Below are 18,031 nucleotides of genomic sequence, written 5' to 3'. Positions count from 1 at the left end.
ATGGGTATTTGACGTGAAGGAAACAACCTCTGGATGATAACGACCTTTCCTTCTATTGCCGGACGGCCAGACGCATGCTTCCAGGTTTCGACGGGCTCCGATTCAGCCATTGGCAGGCCGATCTGCGCGAGGACGGCGTGGTGGTGCTCAGCCTCGATCGGCAGGGCGCACCGGTCAACGCATTTTCGCAGGAGGTGCTGCTGGAGCTGGGCGCCGTGGTCGAGCGGCTGGCACTGGATCCGCCAAAGGGCGTGGTGCTGCGCTCGGGCAAGCCCAACGGCTTCATCGCCGGCGCCGATCTGAAGGAATTCCAGGAATTCGATCGCAAGGGTACGGTCAACGATGCGATCCATCGCGGGCAGCAGGTCTTCCAGAAGCTGGCCGAACTGCCCTGCCCGACCGTCGCGGCGATTCATGGCTTCTGCATGGGCGGCGGTACCGAAATCGCGCTGGCCTGCCGTTACCGCGTGGCTTCCGATGACGGTAGCACCCGCATCGGGCTGCCGGAAACCAAGCTGGGCATCTTCCCCGGCTGGGGCGGCAGCGCCCGCTTGCCGCGCCTGATCGGTGCGCCGGCCGCGATGGATCTGATGCTCACCGGCCGCACGGTATCGGCCAAGGCTGCGCGCGCGATGGGGCTGGTCGACAAGGTCGCCGCGCCTGCCGTGCTGGTGGATGTGGCAGCCAGCCTGGCGCTCGCCGGCACCACGCGTGCGCTCAAGCAGCGCGCCACTGCGTGGGCCACCAATACCTTGCTCGCGCGCAAACTACTGGCGCCGCAGATGCGCAAGCAGGTGGCGCGCAAGGCGCGCAAGGAGCATTACCCGGCGCCCTACGCCCTGATCAACGTCTGGGAGCGGGCCGGCGGCAGCGGCATCCAGGCGCGCCTGGCGGCCGAGCGCAAGGCGGTGGTCAAACTTGCCAGCACGCCGACCGCACGCAACCTGATCCGCATCTTCTTCCTGACCGAGCGCCTGAAAGCGCTGGGCGGCAAGGACGCAGCCGGTGCGGCGGCCCCGATTCGCCATGTGCATGTGATCGGCGCCGGCGTCATGGGCGGTGATATCGCGGCCTGGGCGGCTTACAAGGGCTTCGAGGTCACGTTGCAGGACCGCGAGCAGCGTTTTATCGATACGGCGCTGACACGTGGTGGCGAGCTGTTCGCCAAGCGCGTCAAGGACGACGCCAAGCGCCCGGCAGTGGCCGCGCGGCTGCGTGGCGACCTGACCGGCGCGGGCGTGACGCAGGCCGACCTGGTGATCGAGGCGATCATCGAAAACCCGCAGGCAAAGCGCGATCTTTACCAATCGATCGAGCCGCAACTCAAGCCGGATGCCTTGCTGACGACCAATACCTCGTCGATTCCGCTGACCGAATTGCGTGGCCACATCCAGCGCCCGGCGCAATTTGCCGGCCTGCACTACTTCAACCCGGTGGCGATGATGCCGCTGGTGGAAATCGTGCAGCACGATGGTCTGGATCCGGCCAACGTCGCGCGCCTGGCTGCGTTCTGCAAGGCCTTGGACAAGTTCCCGGTGCCGGTGGCCGGCACGCCGGGATTCCTGGTCAACCGGGTGCTGTTCCCCTACCTGCTCGAGGCGGCCACCGCGTATGCCGAAGGCATTCCTGGCCCGGTGCTGGACAAGACGGCGGTGAAGTTCGGCATGCCGATGGGGCCGATCGAATTGATCGACACCGTGGGCCTGGATGTGGCGGCGGGCGTAGGCGCGGAGCTGGCGCCGTTCCTGCGTTTGCCCATCCCGGCGGCACTGGCGACCGTGGAAGCCGGCAAGCGCGGCAAGAAGGACGGCCAGGGCCTGTACAAGTGGGAGAACGGACGCGCCGTCAAACCCGAGGTTGCCAGCGGCTACACCGCACCGGCGGATTTGGAAGACCGCCTGATCCTGCCGCTGCTCAACGAAGCGGTGGCCTGCCTGCACGATGGCGTGGTGGCCGACGCAGACCTGCTGGACGCCGGGGTCATCTTCGGCACAGGCTTCGCACCTTTCCGTGGCGGCCCGATCCAGTACATCCGCAGCGTCGGCGCAGACGCGCTGCTGGAGCGCCTGCACGCGCTGCATGCACGCTATGGCGAACGCTTCGCGCCGCGCCCGGGTTGGGACTCGCCGTTGTTGCGGGAAGCGGTGGCCTGAGGCCGGCAGGCATCTATCGACAAGTCTAATTTGCAAGAAGGCTGCCGTTGGCAGCCTTCTTTTTTGCGCCAAGACCGCAGCGTGCAGATGCTGGCACCGATTACCTGGCAGTCGGAGTCGATCTGGATATGTCGCGCCAGGGCCGGACAGGTGCGGTGGATTGCGCAGGTCGAAACGCGCTGATTCGACGACCTGCCGACCTGCTGCTACCAGAGGTTAATGATGGGAATGCCCATGCGCATGACTGTGCCCATGGTGCGCGTCATGGCCAGCGTCTGCAGCCGGCTTTGGTGTGCCGCAGGGTTCAGTGCCGCAGTGGCCGCTTTCCACCTGCAAGGTGACGTGGGCGATGTCGAAGCGGTCGTGCAACAGGGCGCCGAGCGCATCACGCAGGCGGTCGCGGTCGGTGGCCTCATTGACCACCACGTGCGCTGTGAGCGCGGGCGTGCTGGAGGCCAGCGCCCAGACGTGTAGGTCATGCACGTCTTCGACGCCGGGATGGCTGGTGAGTGCCTGCTGCACCTGGGCCAGGTCGATCCCCTTGGGCACGCCTTCGAGCAACACGTTGATCGCCTCGCGCAGCAACACCCAGGTGCGCGGCAATACCCACAGGCCGATCAGCACGGCCAGCACCGGGTCGATCCATTGCCAGCCGGTCCAGCGGATCAGCAGGGCACCGATGATCACTGCCACCGAGCCGAGCATGTCGCTCCAGACCTCCAGATAGGCACCCTTGACGTTAAGGCTTTCGCCGCTGCCGGCGTGCAGCAGCTTCATGGCGACCAGATTGATCACCAGGCCGAAGCCGGCGATCAGCAGCATGCCGCTGTACGCGATGTCCTGCGGAGCGCGGAAGCGTTGCGCGGCCTCCCACAGGATGTAGCCACCCACTACGAACAACAGCGCGCCATTGGCCAGTGCGCCAAGCGCTTCGAGCCGCACATAGCCATAGGTGCGACGCGCGTCGGCCGGACGACGACTCAAGCGCACCGCGACCAGCGCGATCATCAGGCCGACGGTGTCGGTGGCCATATGCGCAGCGTCGGACAGCAGCGCCAGGCTGTTGGTCACGAATGCGCCGATGATCTCTGCCAGCAGGAAGGTGGCGGTCAACCCCAGTGCCCACCACAAGGGGGCTTCGTGACGGATTTCGCTGGGTGCGTGGTTGTGGTCGTGTCCCATGGGTGTCGTGGCCTGCTGCAATGCGCGCACCTTAGGCGCACGCGATGGCGGAGACTATTACACCTGCGCGTAATGACATCACATCACGCGAGTCGTGCAGCGGGCCGCACAAGGCGCAGTGGTTGCGCTATTTGCGGGGCGAAAGAAGTCACGCTCTGGAAGCATGCCCCCTCGCACCGCCAATCCAACACTCCGCGGCGCGAGCGAATCGCCTGTTATATCTTGGCGACCAGCTTGACCACGCTGGAAAAATCCAGCGCCCCGTTGCCTGCCTGGCTGTTCATCGCATACAGGTTGCGCGCCAGCTCACCGAGCGGAATCGAGACGCCGGCCTGCACCGCCGATTCGGCAACCAGGCCCAGATCCTTGAGCATCAGGTCGTTGCCGAAGCCGCCGCTATACCCACGCGACGCCGGCGCATTGGGCAGCACGCCGGGCCACGGGTTGCACACCTCGGTAGCCCAACTGCGGCCGGTACTGACCGCCATCATCTGCGACAGCACCGCAGGGTCCAGGCCCTGCGCGACGCCAAGCGCCAGCGCTTCACCGGTGGCGGCCATGATCACGCCCAGGGCCATGTTGTTGCATAGCTTGGCGACCTGCCCTGCCCCGTTGTCGCCGACATGGAAGATGTTCTTGCCCATGGCCTGCAGCACCGGGCGGGCGCGCTCCAGCGCATCGGCAGCGCCGCCGACGATGAAGGTCAGCGTGCCGGCTGCAGCCCCGGCCGTGCCACCGGAGACCGGGGCGTCGAGCATCGTCAGGCCACGCGCCTTGGCCGCATCGGCCACCCTGCGCGCAGACACCGGCGCGATGGTGCTGCAGTCGATGACTAGGGCGCCATCCGGGATCTGCGCCAGGATGCCGGATTCGCCCAGGTACACACCTTCGACGTGGCGGCTTGCAGGCAGCATCGAGATCACGACCTCGGCATCGGCCAGCGTGTCCTGCGCGGAGCTGGCAGCATGCGCACCAGCCGCCGAGGCAGCCTCCAGGGCGGCCGGTGCGAGATCGAATACCCGCAGCTGATGCCCGGCCTTGATCAGATTGGCAGCCATTGGCCCGCCCATATTGCCCAGGCCGATAAAAGCGATCTTGCTCATGGTGTCGGTTTCCAAAATAGGACCATCTTCAACAGATGGCCGGGATCATCGCGGATTGGGCGCGCGGAGCCACCGCCGGTTTTCAGCTGCGACGACGCAGGTCAGAGATGGCAACCGCACTGCAATCCGACGTGAGCCGAACGTGCTTCGCAAATTGCCAGCCACTCACTGCACACCCAGCTCGCCTGCCCCCAGATCGGCAAGCGGATGCGATGCAGGCGACCAGGGCGCAACAAAGAAGGCTGCGGCCCACTGCGCATCGGCTGCTTCCAGCGACGCCGGTTGCCAGTGCGGTTGACGATCCTTGTCGATCAACAGCGCGCGGATGCCTTCGGCAAAATCGCCGTGCGCCGCCGCATGCAATGCGACCACGTATTCGGTACGGAAGGTGTCGGCCAACGTCGTGGTGCCCGCATGGCGATGCAGCTCCCAGGCAAGGCGTGCCGAGCCCGGAGCACCCGCGGCCAAGGTGGCACGTGCAGCCTGCAGCCAGCCGTCTTCGCTTTGCAGCGCGAGGATCGCAGCGACAACGTGCTCCAGTGATTCGCCGGCCACCAACTGTTCGATCAACTGTGCGTGGACTTGCAGCGGGCCCGGCTCGGTCGGTTGCGCGATGCCATGCAGAAATGCACTGAGCTGGGTGCGGTCGTTGTCCGCATTGCCTGTCCATGCGTGCGCGCTCAGCGCATCCAGCACTGCTGCGTACTGCGCATGCTCCAGGCGCACATCTGCCAGCCCCACGTAAATGGCATCACTGGCATCCAGCGGCGCGCCAGTCAGCGCCAGAAACAGGCCGGCCCCCTGGGGCACGCGGCGTAACAGCCAGCTGCCACCCACATCGGGAAACAGCCCCACGCTGATCTCCGGCATGGCAAGTCGCGAGCGTTCGGTGACCACGCGATGGCTGGCGCCGGACATCAAGCCGATGCCACCGCCCATCACGATGCCGTGGCCCCAGCACAGCAGCGGCTTCGGATAGGTATGGATGCGGTAGTCGAGCCGGTATTCCTCTTCGAAAAATGCGGCCGCCTGCGCGTTGGCCTGCGGCGCTGCGCGTCGCGCTGCACTGTCGGGCACTGCATCGCGGTGCGCACGCATGCTCTGGTACAGGCCATGCAGATCGCCACCTGCACAGAACGCTTTTTCGCCGGCGCCACGCAACACCACGCACGTGATCTGCGCGTCGTCGGCCCACGCGCGCAACTGCGTCTCCAGTTGCCGGGTCATCTGCAGCGACAGGCCGTTGAGCGTCTTGGGCGCATTCAAGGTGGCAATGCCGATGCGATGCCCATCGGCGCACGCACGCTGCTCGAACAGCACCGGTGCCTCGTCGGTTGCGCTGACCTGCCCCATCAGCGGTTGCTCCACTGCGGCGCGCGCTTGTCCAGAAACGCGGCCACACCTTCGGCCTGATCGGCGTGCTCGAACAGATCGACGAAGGCTTCGCGCTCGGCAATCAACGCCGCTGCGTGGGTGCCATGGCGCGTGGACTGCACCAGCTGCTTGCACGCCGCCACACTGACCGGGCTCTGCTTGCCGGCACGTTGCGCCCAGGCAACCGCCAGCGCGCGCGACTCGCCCTTGCCGACCACCTCTTCCACCAGGCCGATGCGCTGCGCGGTTGCCGCATCGATACGTTCGCCCAACAGGATCATGCGCTTGGCCCAGCCCTCGCCCACCAGACGCGGCAGGTTCTGGGTGCCACCGGCACACGGCAGCAAGCCAACGCTGGCTTCGGGCAACGCGAGCTGTGCATGCTGCTCGGCAATGCGCAGATCGCAAGCCAATGCGCACTCCAGCCCGCCGCCCATCGCATAGCCGTTGATGGCGGCAATCGACACGCCGCGGAACGCACTCAAGGCTTCGAATGCTTCGCCGAACCGGCGCGCGGCCTGGCGTGCATTGGCCTTGTCGCCGTCGGCGAACTGCTTGAGATCGGCCCCGGCGCTGAAGAACTTCTCGCCTTCGCCGGTGATCACCAACGCATAGATGCTGCGGTCGGCATCCAGTGCGCGCACCAGGTCGCGCAGGGCCGCCAGGCTGTGCACGGTCCAGGTGTTGGCCGGTGGGTTGCTCAAGGTCACGATGGCCACGTGCCCATCGCGCTCGACCTGCAGACCGGTATGGAGACATCCTTCCCAATCGCTCATCGCAATTCCTCCTCGCCATTGAGCAGGTGACGCGCCACGATCATGCGCATCACCTCGTTGGTGCCTTCCAGAATGCGGTGCACGCGGCTATCGCGCAGCAAACGCTCGATCGGGTATTCGCGGATATAGCCGTAGCCGCCATGGATCTGCAAGGCATCGTCGCAGATGGCAAAGCCGGCATCGGTGGCGAAGCGCTTGGCCATCGCACACCACACGGTGGCGTCGTGGCTGCCGGCATCGAGCTTGCGCGCGGCGGTGTGCACCATCTGCCGCGCGGCCACCAGCTGCGTGGCCATGTCGGCCAGCTTGAACTGCAATGCCTGGAAATCGGCCAGTTTCTTGCCGAACTGGCGCCGCTCGCCCATGTAGCGACGCGCGGCATCCAGCGCGCCTTGCGCGGCGCCCAACGAACATGCGGCGATATTGATGCGGCCACCATCCAGCGCCTTCATCGCCATCTTGAAACCTTCGCCTTCCCTGCCCAGCAGGTTCTCGGCCGGAATACGCACGTTTTCGAAGCTCACACCGCGCGTCGGCTGGCTGTTCCAGCCCATTTTCTCTTCCTTGCGACCGTAGCTGATGCCAGGCGCATCGGCCGGCACCACGAAGGCGCTGATGCCACGCGCACCGTCTTCGCCGGTGCGTGCCATCACCACCAGCACGTCGGTTGCGCCAGCGCCGGAAATGAAGGCTTTGCTGCCATTGAGCACATAGCTGTCGCCGTCGCGCTGGGCGCGCGATTTCAGCGATGCCGCATCCGAGCCGCTGCCCGGTTCGGTCAGGCAGTACGAGCCCAGCTTGGCGCCGCTGGTCATCGCCTGGCCCCACTGCGCGCGCACCGTCTCGGTGCCGTAGCTGGCGATCAACCAGGTGGCCATGTTGTGGATGCTGATGAACGCCGAGGTGGATGGATCCACCGTGGCCAGTTCTTCGAACACCACTGCGGCATCGAGGCGGCGCATGCCCAGGCCGCCCACGCCTTCGTCGGTGTAGAGACCGCAAAAGCCGAGCTCGGCGGCCTTGGCGATGGCCTCGCGCGGGAAGTGACCTTCTGCGTCCCACTGCGCTGCATGCGGGGCGAGTTCCTTGTCGGCGAAGTCGCGCGCGGCAGCGCGGAAGGCTTCCTGCTCATCGTTCAAATCGGCCGCGTTGGGGTGGAGCTGGATGGCTGCATTCATGGCGATCGGGTCACTTGAGGGAGATGGTGGTGTTGACGCCATGGGCCAGCGTCTGATCGTCGAACCAGCGCGCGGTCACGGTCTTGGTCTGGGTGTAGAACATCACCACCTGCTTGCCGTACGGGCCCAGGTCGCCGAGCTTGGAAGCGCGCGAGCCGGTGAAGGAAAACAATGGCACCGGCACCGGAATCGGCACGTTGATGCCGACCTGACCTACATCGATGTCTTCCTGGAAACGCCGCGCAGCCGCGCCGGACTGGGTGAACAGCGCCGTGCCGTTACCGTTGGGGTTGGCGTTGACCAAGGCGATGGCCTCGTCCAGCGTGGCGGCTTCCAGAATCACCAGCACCGGCCCGAAGATCTCTTCGTCGTAGATCCGCATGCCGGGTTTGACGCCGGAAAAGATGGTCGGGCCAACAAAGTTGCCCTGCTCGAAACCCGGCACCTGTGGCGCGCGGCCATCCAGTTCCAGGGTGGCGCCCTGCTCCACGCCGGAGGCGATCAAGCCTTCCACCCGCTCGCGTGCGGCGCAGGAAATCAGCGGACCGACCTCGGTGCCCGGCGCGTTGCCGGCGCCGATCTTCAAACTCTTGGCCTTGGCCACCAACTCCGGAATCCAGGTACGGGCGTCACCGACCAGGACCAGCGTGGAGGCGGCCATGCAGCGCTGCCCGGCGGCGCCGAACGCGGCACCGACCATCGCATTGAGCGTCTGCTCGCGGTTGGCGTCGGGCAGCACCACGGCGTGATTCTTGGCGCCCATCATGCATTGCACGCGTTTGCCGGCCAGCGAGGCACGTTGATAAACGTGCGTGCCCACCTTGGTGGAACCGACAAACGACAACGCCTTGATGCCGCGGTGATCGCACAGCGCATTGACCACTTCCTCGCCGCCATGCACGACGTTGAGCACGCCCTTGGGAATGCCGGCTTCCAGCGCAAGTTCCACCAGCCGCATGGTCACCATCGGGTCTTGCTCGGAGGGCTTGAGCACGAAGGTGTTGCCGGTCGCAATCGCCATCGGAAACATCCACAGCGGAATCATGGCCGGGAAGTTGAACGGGGTGATGCCCGCGCACACGCCCAACGGCTGCAGCAGGCTGTAGGTGTCCACGCCGTTGGCGACGTTGTTGGCCAGCTCGCCCAGTTGCAGGTTGCCGATCGCCGCGGCGTGCTCCACCACTTCCAGGCCACGGAACACATCGCCTTCGGCATCGGCCAGGGTCTTGCCCTGCTCGGCGCTGAGCAGCGCAGCCAGTTCGGGCATGTGTTCCCGGATCAGCTGCTGGTATTTGAGAAAAATACGCGCCCGGGTGCCAATCGGCGTCTTGCGCCAGGTCACGAAGGCGCGGCTGGCCGCCGCCACTGCGGCATCCACTTCGGCGGTGGTGGCGAACGGCACCTGGGCCAACACCGATTGGTCGGCCGGGTTGACCACGTCCTGCCACTGCGTGCTGGCGGACGCCACCATTTCGCCATCGATCAACAGGGAGACGCGGGGGACGGACTGGCTCATTGCAGGGCTCGCTTGTTGAGAAGGACATCGGGCCGTTGCAGGCCAATACTTCGCATTGTTTGCATCGACACCCTCCATTCCCAGCCCGCGATTGCTTAATCGCGCTAAGCTGGCGACACAATTTTGCGAATCTTGCGAATGCCCCAGTCGCACGCTCAACTCCGCCACCAGCTTGGGCTGCGCCTGCAGCGGCTGCGCCAGCGCCATGGCCTGACCCAGGCCGAGCTGGCGCGCCGGCTCGAACTGTCGCCGAGCTATCTCAACCAGATCGAGCGCAATCAGCGCCCGCTCACCCTGGCCATCCAGCAGCGGCTCAAGAGCGCGCTGGGCGACCTGGACGGCCTGCTGGACCTGGACGACCCGGCCGCACTGGTCGAGCCGCTGGACGCATCGCTGCGCAGCCTGGGCCATACGCTGTTGCCGGCCGAGCTGCGTGCGCTGACCGGCAATCTGCCGCAGGTAGCGCAGGCGCTGCTGGACCTGCACCGCGCCCATCAGCATCTGCTCGAACGCAACGCGGCGCTGGAACTGCAGATCGGGGTCGAGCACGCGGCAATCCCATCGCTATCGCCCGGCGAGCAGGTACGCGACTATTTCAACCGCGCGCACAACTATCTGCCGGAACTGGACGAGCGCGCCGAAGCGCTTTACGCCGAACTTGGGTTGACCCCGGAAAATCTGCCGCTGCGGCTGCGCCAACGCCTCGCTGATCGCCACGGCCTGCTGGTGCAGGACGCTCCCGACCTGCACAGCGACAAACGCAGCATGGATGCGCAGGCGCGTGTGCTGTGGCTGCCGGCGCACTTGCGGCCGGGCCAGCAGGCATTCCAGATGGCCGCACAGCTGGCCTTGCTGGAATGCGCGCCGCTGCTGGACGCGCGCATTGCCGATGCCGGTTTCGAGGACGCCGAGCGCATCGCGCTGTCGCGGATTGGCCTGTCGAACTATTTCGCCGGCGCGCTGGTGATGCCCTACAGCGCGTTCCTGCACAGCGCGCAAACCTCGCGCTACGACATCGAATGGCTGGCCGACCGCTTCGACGTGGGCTTCGAAGCGGTGTGTCACCGGCTCAGCACCTTGCAGCGGCGCGGGGCAGCCGGTTTGCCGATCTTCTTCATGCGGGTGGACCGCGCCGGCAATGTCTCCAAGCGCCACTCGGCCACCGATTTCCATTTCTCGCATGTCGGCGGCGCCTGCCCGCTGTGGATCGTGTACGAGGCGTTCAACCAGCCTGACCGCATCCTCACCCAGATCGCGCGCATGCCCGACGGCCGGCGCTATTTCTGGCTGGCCCGCCAGGTCAGCAGCGGTCCGCCGGGGTATGGCCGCCCGCGCAAGACCTTTGCCCTGGCAATGGGCTGCGACCTGCGCCACGCCGATCAGTTGGTGTATGCGCGGGGTTGGGATCTGAACGCGGTCGACGATGCGGTACCGATTGGCCCGGGCTGCCTGACCTGCGAACGCAGCGACTGCGTGCAGCGCGCGTTTCCTGCGCTGCCGCGCCTGCCCGCGCGCGCGCGTTAGCGAGTTGGTGGAAGTGGATCTGGTTGTCGGACGTAGCCGTGCGTCGGCCCGCGATCGCAACGACAGACACACTGCACCTGGGCTATTGCATTGGCCACTCTGGCGCTCCCGCCGCGTGCACAAGCGGCAACAGCCTTGGGCAATCGCATCAGTCCACGTCAGCCAAGCACCCGCCCCGATGCCAAAGCTTCTGCCGCATCACCGCCTTACCTTCAGGGACCAAGCAAGCGCGAGTGCCGCAGCGCAGCATTCCAAGCCGAGATAGCTGCCGCAAAATGCTTCATTGGAATGGAATGGCTTGCGCTTCTACCCTGAAGCGGACACATGCAAGACAGGGGGGACGCGAGCGCGCCGCAGCGCGCGTGCGGCGTCACGCACCGAACGACCAACAGCGATCACGCAGCACAGCACCACTGGCCACACCCGCGCAGATGCGCCCGCCCCGCTCCATGCGGCTGGCCGCACCAGCAGCTACCACCGTATTCGGTCACTTTGTCCTGGGAGGGATCAACCGATGCCTGTTCACCATACCGGCCACCCGGCCAGTCGGCGCCTGCGCCGCACGCCCGTTCGCGCCATCCTGTGCACCACCATCGCTTGCGTGCTGGCCACAGCGTTCGGCGCGCATGCACAGGACACTGCACCCGCCGCGCCGCCGGCCAACGACACCAGCAGCGCCGCCAGCAATGGCCAGGCGCCGGTCACGTTGGACAACATCACCGTGATCGGCCAGCGCGCCAGCCTGAATCAGGCGGTGCAAGCCAAGCAGATGTCCGATCATGTCGTGGAAGTGATTTCCGCAGACAACATGGGCCAGATGCCCAACGTCACCGTGGCCGAGGCGCTGGTGCGGCTGCCCGGCGTCAATGGCACCCGCGACCGCGGCAACGAGAGCCTGGCCACCGTGCGCGGCCTGGGTCCGCGCATGACCATGGGCACCGTCAACGGGCGCGAAATCGCCTCCTCCGAGCCCAACCGCGCCGTGCGCTGGGAAGTGTTCCCCACCGAGATCGTCTCCACCGTCAAGGTCTACAAGACCCAGTCGGCTGATCTGGTCGCCGGCGGTCTTGCGGCCACCGTGGACATCTCCACCATCAGCCCGCTGGACTACACCGGGCCGGGATTCGTCGGCACCGCCGGCCCGGTGTTCTACGACCACGCCAAGGATGTGGACGGCTACAGCCCGTGGGGCAGCCGCTTCGGCGCCAGCTGGGTGCACAAGCTCAACGACAACCTGGCGGTCGCCTTCGGCGCCACGTACCAAAAGCAGAAGAACGCCAGCTCGTCGATCGGCAGCTGGGGCTATACCGATGCCACCACCTCCCGCGATGTGGATGGCGATGGCACCGTGGACCCGACCCCGTGGGGCGCGGCCGACCAGCTCAAGCTGATCGACCAGACCCGCACTGGCGCGATGGGCACCGTGCAGTGGCGCTCGGGCAATGTCGAATTGAAGTTCGACGGCCTGTATTCGCGCATCGAAATCGACGAAGACCAATTGCAGAACTGGTTCAACGGGCTGGCCTTCAGCACCTTCTCCGGCAGCACCAATCCATACACCACGCCGGGCTCGTCCTACACCATCGTCGATGGCGATGTGGTGGCCGGCACGCTGGCCAATTCGAACCTGCAGGTCGACCATGTGGTCAGCCACTACAACGAGGTCAAGACACTCACCGCCGGCGGTTTGAACGCCAAGTGGAGCGGCGATGTATGGACCTTGGGCAGCGACCTGTCGTTTTCGCAGGCCAAGCGTGACAACACCTGGCAGGCGGTGCGTTTCGGCAGCAACCCGGACACCATCTCGTTCGATTTCCGCCGCAGCGTCACCCCCACCATCCGCACCAGCTCGGACACGCCCGAATACGGCATTGCCGGGCAGACCGAGCCGCAGGCGCTGCGCGACAAGATCGCTGCGCTGGCACTCAACGCCAGCCGCGCCGTGGATGCCGGCCCGTTCACGTCGCTGGAACTGGGCGCACGCGTCGCGCGTCGCGAAAAGCAGAACCGTCGCTTTCTCAGCAACCAGTCCGGCTACGATCAGCCGATCTCGGCGTATCAGGACCTGATCTACCCGGTCACCATGCCCGACTTGAACGTGCCCACGCTGACCGGCGGCAACATGGCCGAGATCGCACGCATCGGCTTTGGCGGGTTCGATCCGAACACGCTCGACGAACAACTGCTCGACCATTGGAACGTCAAGGAAGACGTGCGCGAAGCCTTCGCCAAAGCTGTCTTCAGCTCGCAGCTGTTCGGCACCGATGTCACCGGCAATGTCGGCGTGCGCCTGGTCAACACCAGGACCACCAGCGAGGGTTTCGATTCGGTCGGCAGCACCATCCAGCCCAGCACCGGCAGCAAGGAATACACCGACGTGCTGCCCAGTGCCACGCTCAATTTCCTGATCGACGACCAGCGCATCCTGCGCTTTGCAGTGGCCAAGGTCATCGCGCGTCCGCCGCTGGACGAACTGCGCACCGGCCGCCGTCTGGACGACCCCAGCGTGACCGTTGGCCAGCTCACCGGCAGCGGCGGCAACCCGCAGCTGGACCCGTTCAAGGCCACCCAGGTCGATGTCTCTTACGAGTGGTACTTCCACACCGAAGCGCTCGCCGCCCTGGCGGTGTATCGCAAGGAAGTGGATTCGAGCATCGGCTACCGCACCGACCGCGAAACGATCAACGGCCTGGATTACCTGGTCAGCGCGCCGTTCAATGGCGGTGGCGGCTACATCAATGGCGTGGAGCTCACCTTCCAGACGCCGTTCTACTTCATCCCGCACATGGAAAACTTCGGCGTCTACTCGAACTATTCGCTGGTCGATTCCAACCTCAAGGAATTCTCGCCGGAAGACAACCCGCTGCCGTTGAGCGGGCTGGCACGCAAGACCGGCACCTTCGACCTGTGGTACAGCAACGGCACCTTCGAAGCGCGCGTGGGCTACAAGTACCACAGCCCCTACACGGTGGTGTACGGCTGGAATGCCGCACGGCTGGCGCGCCTGCAAAGCGAAGGCACGGTGGATCTGAGCTTGAACTGGCAGTACAGCAAGCAGCTCGGCTTCCGTTTCCAGGCCAGCAATCTCACCAACGAGCCGTTGCGCGCCTATACCGACAACACGCCCAACCGGCTGGCCAATCAGGACGATGGCGGCTACCAGGTATTCGGTCGCCGTTACCAGTTGGAAGCAACCTACAAGTTCTAGGCGTCGCTTGATCGGCTGCACATGCTGCTGCGCAGCCGATCTGATTGCACCTGCATAACACCGCAGCTACTAGGTGGAATCCAATCTGCAAGCCACGTTTGGACTCTGCACAGCGGCCGTGCAGCAGCACGGCCGCCTGCGGCATGCTGTCACCCGCTCCACGTTGTCTCTGTCGAGGAATTGCATGCGCTCACCACGCCGTCTCTGGACACCCGCGCTCCTGGCGCTGGCCATTTCCACCTTCGCACACGCCGCCCCGGCTCCGGCCACGTTGTATCTCGGCGCGGACCTGTCCTACGTCAACGAGATGGAAGAATGCGGTGTGCAATACCGCGAGAACGGCGTGGTCAAAGATCCGTTCGAACTGTTCCATGCGCACGGGGCCAATCTGGTGCGCGTACGCTTGTGGAACGATGCGCGCTGGACCCGCTACAGCGACCTGGCGGACGTCAAGAAGACCATTGCACGTGCACGCGCGCAAGGCATGCAGGTGCTGCTGGATCTGCACTACTCCGACGATTGGGCCGACGGCGAAAAGCAATTGATCCCCAAGGCCTGGGCCAGCATCACCGACACCGATGAACTGGCACGCACGCTGTACGGCTTCACCTATGACACGCTCAGCGCGCTCGACCGTGCCGGTCTGATGCCCGAGCTCGTGCAAGTGGGCAACGAAAGCAATTCCGACCTGATGGACAGCACGCCCTGGGACAAAAAACGCCCCATCAACTGGCAGCGCAATGCCAAGCTGTTCAACGCCGGCATCAAGGCGGTGCGCGACATGAGCGTACGCTCGGCGATCAAACCGCGGGTGATGCTGCATATCGCCCAGCCGGAAAATGTGGAGCCGTGGTTCGCCGACGCCACCAAGGCCGGCGTCACCGATTTCGATCTGATCGGCATCAGCTACTACCGTAAATGGTCCACGCAATCGATGGCCGAGCTGGGCAAGACCATCAGGCGTTTGCGCGGCCGCTACGATGCCGATGTGGTGGTAGTGGAAACCGCGTACCCGTGGACGCTGGACTCCGGCGACACCTCGCACAATCTGCTCGGCGAGGATTCGCTGATTGCCGGCTACCCGGCCACGCCGCAAGGCCAGGCGCGCTACATGGTGGACCTCACCCAACTGGTCATCGATACCGGCGGCGCCGGCGTGGTGTATTGGGAGCCGGCATGGACCAGCAGCCATTGCAAAACGCGTTGGGGCACCGGCTCGTCGTGGGAAAACGCCAGCTTCTTCGACTTCAAGCACGGCAACGAGGTGTTGCCGGCGATCGACTTCATGCGCCACCCGTATACCGGTGTGCCTGCATCGCGTGCATCCGACGCGGGCAAGCATGATGCGAGCGCGCCAGAGAGTTCTGTAGATGCCGGCAAAAGGACGCAGCCATGAGTGGTATCAATCGACGCGAGTTGCTGCGCGGCATGCTGGCCAGTGGGGTAAGCGCCGCACTGCCGATGGGCGCAGCCGGCACTTTGGCATCGCCTGGCGCGACGGCTGCACCTGCGGCCAAAAACACCGTATCGACAGCGGCATTAGGCGATGCAGCACTGGCGCCGCGGGAGCGTCTGCTGTTCGACTTCGGTTGGCGCTTCCACCTGGGCCATGCCAGCGATGCACCGCGCGATTTCGAATTCGGCACCTTCCAACGCACCTTCGCCAAGGCCGGCAAGGACACCGCGACCGCCGCGCAACTGGCATTCGACGACAGCGCCTGGCAGCAGGTGGACTTGCCGCACGACTGGGCCGTCGGTTTGCCATTTCGGCAGGAGCCGATCTCGGCCTTCATGACCGAGGAAGACCCGGCCGCTGCACACGGCTACAAGCCGCTGGGCACGAGTTTCCCGGAGAACAGCGTGGGCTGGTACCGGCGCACGCTGCAGATTCCGGCAAGCGATCTGGGCAAGCGCATCAGCCTGGTGTTGGATGGCGTGTTCCGTGAGTGCATCGTGTTCTGCAATGGCCACATCGTCGGCCGTCATGCGAGCGGTTACTGCGGCTTCGAAGTCGACCTCAGCGAAGTGCTCGACTACGGCAAGCCCAACATCATCGCCATCCGCGTGGATGCCACGCTGGGCGAAGGCTGGTTCTACGAAGGCGCCGGCATCTATCGGCATCTGTGGCTACAGAAGACCGACCCCCTCCACATTCCGCAAGACGGTGTGTTCGTACGCAGCAGCGTGCAGGACGGCAACGCCACTGCGCAGCTCTCCACCGAAGTGCGCAACGACGGCACCGCGCCACGCCAGTGCGTGGTGCAGGCGCGCATTGCCGCGCCGGACGGACGCACCGTGGCGCAGGCGGCCAGCGCAGCGATCACGGTCGCGCCCGGCCAGGTGCAGGTGGTCGAACAGACCTTGCCGCTCGGGCAGGCGGCGCGGTGGTCGATCGACACCCCGCAGCTCTACAGCCTGACCACCAGCGTGCACAGCGACGGCACCGCGCTCGATGCGCTGGTGACGCCGTTCGGCGTGCGCAGCATCGCCTTCGATGCGCAACGCGGTTTCCTGTTGAACGGCGCACCGCTCAAGCTGCATGGCACCAACAATCACCAGGATCATGCCGGTGTCGGCACCGCCATTCCGGACGCCTTGCACGCCTGGCGCCTGCGCCAGCTCAAGTCGATGGGCTGCAACGCGTATCGCAGCTCGCATAATCCGGCCACGCCGGAATTGCTCGCGCTGTGCGACCGCCTCGGCATGTTGGTGATCGAAGAAACCCGCCGCATGTCGACCGACCCCGAAGCGATGGGCGAACTGGAAACGATGGTGCGGCGTGGCCGCAATCATCCCAGCGTCATCCTGTGGTCGCTCGGCAACGAAGAGCCGCAGCAAGTGACCGAGCGCGGTGCACGCATCGTGACCCGCATGCAACAACGTGTGCGCCAGCTCGATCCCACCCGCCCCACCACCTTCGCGATGGACAAGGGCTTCGGTGATGGCGTGGGCCAGGTGGTGGATGTGGTCGGCTTCAACTACCGCACCAGCCAGATGGATGGCTTCCACGCGCAATATCCCCACATCCCGATCTACGGCAGCGAAACCGGCAGCACCGTGTCAGTGCGCGGCAACTATCAGCGCGACGACCAACGCGGCTATACCCGTGCCTACGACCTGGACCACCCCTGGTGGGCCAGCACCGCCGAAGCCTGGTGGAGCTATGTCGCGCAACGCCCATACATTGCCGGCGGCTTCATCTGGACCGGCTTCGACTATCGCGGCGAGCCCACGCCCTACAACCGCTGGCCGAATGTGGCTTCGCAATTCGGCGTACTCGATAGCTGCGGTTTTCCGAAAGACAACTACTGGTACTACCGCGCGCAGTGGACCAGTGAACCGGTACTGCATCTGTTCCCGCACTGGAACTGGGACGGCTTGCTGCAGCCCGACGACAACGGCCGCATCGCGGTCTGGTGCCACAGCAATCTCGAGGCGGTGGAACTGCTGGTCAACGGCGTCAGCCAGGGCACGCAGCAGGTGCCGGCCTACGGCCATGTCGAATGGCGTGTGCTCTATGCGCCCGGCATGATCGAAGCGCGCGGCTATCGCGGCGGCAAGCTGGTGCTGAGCGAGCGTCGCCAAACCACGGGCAAGCCGGCGGCGATTCGCTTGAGCTGCGATCGCAACACGCTACGTGCCGATGCCGAAGACGTCGCAGTGGTCAAGGTGGAAATCGTCGACGCACAAGGCCGCCTGGTACCGACTGCCGACAACCTGGTGCAGTTCGCGCTGCGCGGACCTGCACGGCTGATTGGGGTCGGCAATGGCGATCCCAGCAGCCACGAAGACGACAAGGCGCCGCGGCGCAAGGCATTCAACGGCCTGTGTGCGGCGCTGCTGCAAACCACGCGCAGCAGCGGCGACATCGTGCTGCAGGCCACCGCGCCTGGCCTGACCGCATCCACGTTGCGCCTGCCTGCCGAGCCCACCCGAGCGCGCGCGTCGGTGGCTTGAAACGCAGTCGCTGCGCACGACAACGGAACGTGCTGCGTTACCTGGGCCAGTGGTGGCCTC

11 protein-coding genes are annotated in these 18,031 nt (G+C 65.4%); 5 read left to right on the top strand and 6 right to left on the bottom strand.

The window, feature by feature from the left end; genetic code table 11:
- The first annotated feature begins 74 nt into the window (after nt 1–74).
- Nucleotides 75–2,153 carry a 3-hydroxyacyl-CoA dehydrogenase NAD-binding domain-containing protein gene (locus tag ACDH77_RS06335; protein ID WP_218540219.1) on the top strand — a complete coding sequence of 693 codons (2,079 nt, stop codon included), beginning with the start codon at nt 75–77 and terminating at the stop codon, nt 2,151–2,153.
- Nucleotides 2,154–2,369: 216 nt separating this feature from the next.
- On the opposite strand, the gene ACDH77_RS06330 is transcribed toward ACDH77_RS06335, so the two are convergent.
- The 6 genes from ACDH77_RS06330 to ACDH77_RS06305 all read right to left on the bottom strand — a co-directional run bounded on the left by ACDH77_RS06330 (nt 2,370) and on the right by ACDH77_RS06305 (nt 9,282).
- Entirely contained in the window at nt 2,370–3,335 is a 966-nt protein-coding gene (locus ACDH77_RS06330; protein WP_029818966.1) for a cation diffusion facilitator family transporter, read from the bottom strand.
- A 215-nt stretch (nt 3,336–3,550) separates the two neighbouring features.
- A complete protein-coding gene (mmsB, locus tag ACDH77_RS06325; RefSeq protein ID WP_031421779.1) occupies nt 3,551–4,453 on the bottom strand; it encodes a 3-hydroxyisobutyrate dehydrogenase in 903 nt (300 codons plus the stop codon).
- A 150-nt stretch (nt 4,454–4,603) separates the two neighbouring features.
- Complete coding sequence (locus ACDH77_RS06320; RefSeq protein ID WP_372353771.1) at nt 4,604–5,791, bottom strand: enoyl-CoA hydratase/isomerase family protein; 1,188 nt, start codon at nt 5,789–5,791, stop codon at nt 4,604–4,606.
- Nucleotides 5,791–6,588, bottom strand: a complete 798-nt coding sequence (locus tag ACDH77_RS06315; protein WP_372353770.1) for an enoyl-CoA hydratase — start codon at nt 6,586–6,588, stop codon at nt 5,791–5,793. The genes ACDH77_RS06320 and ACDH77_RS06315 overlap by 1 nt, the downstream gene beginning before the upstream one ends.
- Nucleotides 6,585–7,766 carry an acyl-CoA dehydrogenase family protein gene (locus ACDH77_RS06310; protein ID WP_219196783.1) on the bottom strand — a complete coding sequence of 394 codons (1,182 nt, stop codon included), beginning with the start codon at nt 7,764–7,766 and terminating at the stop codon, nt 6,585–6,587. The genes ACDH77_RS06315 and ACDH77_RS06310 overlap by 4 nt, the downstream gene beginning before the upstream one ends.
- A gap of 10 nt (nt 7,767–7,776) precedes the next feature.
- Nucleotides 7,777–9,282 carry a CoA-acylating methylmalonate-semialdehyde dehydrogenase gene (locus ACDH77_RS06305; RefSeq protein ID WP_218488362.1) on the bottom strand — a complete coding sequence of 502 codons (1,506 nt, stop codon included), beginning with the start codon at nt 9,280–9,282 and terminating at the stop codon, nt 7,777–7,779.
- 138 nt (nt 9,283–9,420) lie between these two features.
- Between ACDH77_RS06305 and ACDH77_RS06300 the strand changes: the two genes are divergently transcribed.
- The 4 genes from ACDH77_RS06300 to galA all read left to right on the top strand — a co-directional run bounded on the left by ACDH77_RS06300 (nt 9,421) and on the right by galA (nt 17,971).
- Nucleotides 9,421–10,806 carry a short-chain fatty acyl-CoA regulator family protein gene (locus ACDH77_RS06300; RefSeq protein ID WP_008574314.1) on the top strand — a complete coding sequence of 462 codons (1,386 nt, stop codon included), beginning with the start codon at nt 9,421–9,423 and terminating at the stop codon, nt 10,804–10,806.
- A gap of 514 nt (nt 10,807–11,320) precedes the next feature.
- Nucleotides 11,321–14,014: a TonB-dependent receptor gene (locus ACDH77_RS06295; protein ID WP_372353769.1), complete on the top strand. Its 2,694-nt coding sequence runs from the start codon at nt 11,321–11,323 to the stop codon at nt 14,012–14,014.
- Nucleotides 14,015–14,198: 184 nt separating this feature from the next.
- Nucleotides 14,199–15,410: an arabinogalactan endo-beta-1,4-galactanase gene (locus ACDH77_RS06290; RefSeq protein ID WP_014089677.1), complete on the top strand. Its 1,212-nt coding sequence runs from the start codon at nt 14,199–14,201 to the stop codon at nt 15,408–15,410.
- Nucleotides 15,407–17,971 (top strand): beta-galactosidase GalA, encoded by a 2,565-nt coding sequence (galA, locus tag ACDH77_RS06285; RefSeq protein WP_109290625.1) that lies wholly within the window; start codon nt 15,407–15,409, stop codon nt 17,969–17,971. The genes ACDH77_RS06290 and galA overlap by 4 nt, the downstream gene beginning before the upstream one ends.
- Nucleotides 17,972–18,031: the final 60 nt, after the last annotated feature.

Origin of the sequence: Xanthomonas axonopodis pv. maculifoliigardeniae (assembly GCF_041519315.1) — a bacterium.
GTDB lineage: Bacteria > Pseudomonadota > Gammaproteobacteria > Xanthomonadales > Xanthomonadaceae > Xanthomonas > Xanthomonas euvesicatoria.
Note: the sequence above shows the minus strand (reverse complement) of the source record. Positions and strands in the feature narration are given on the sequence as shown.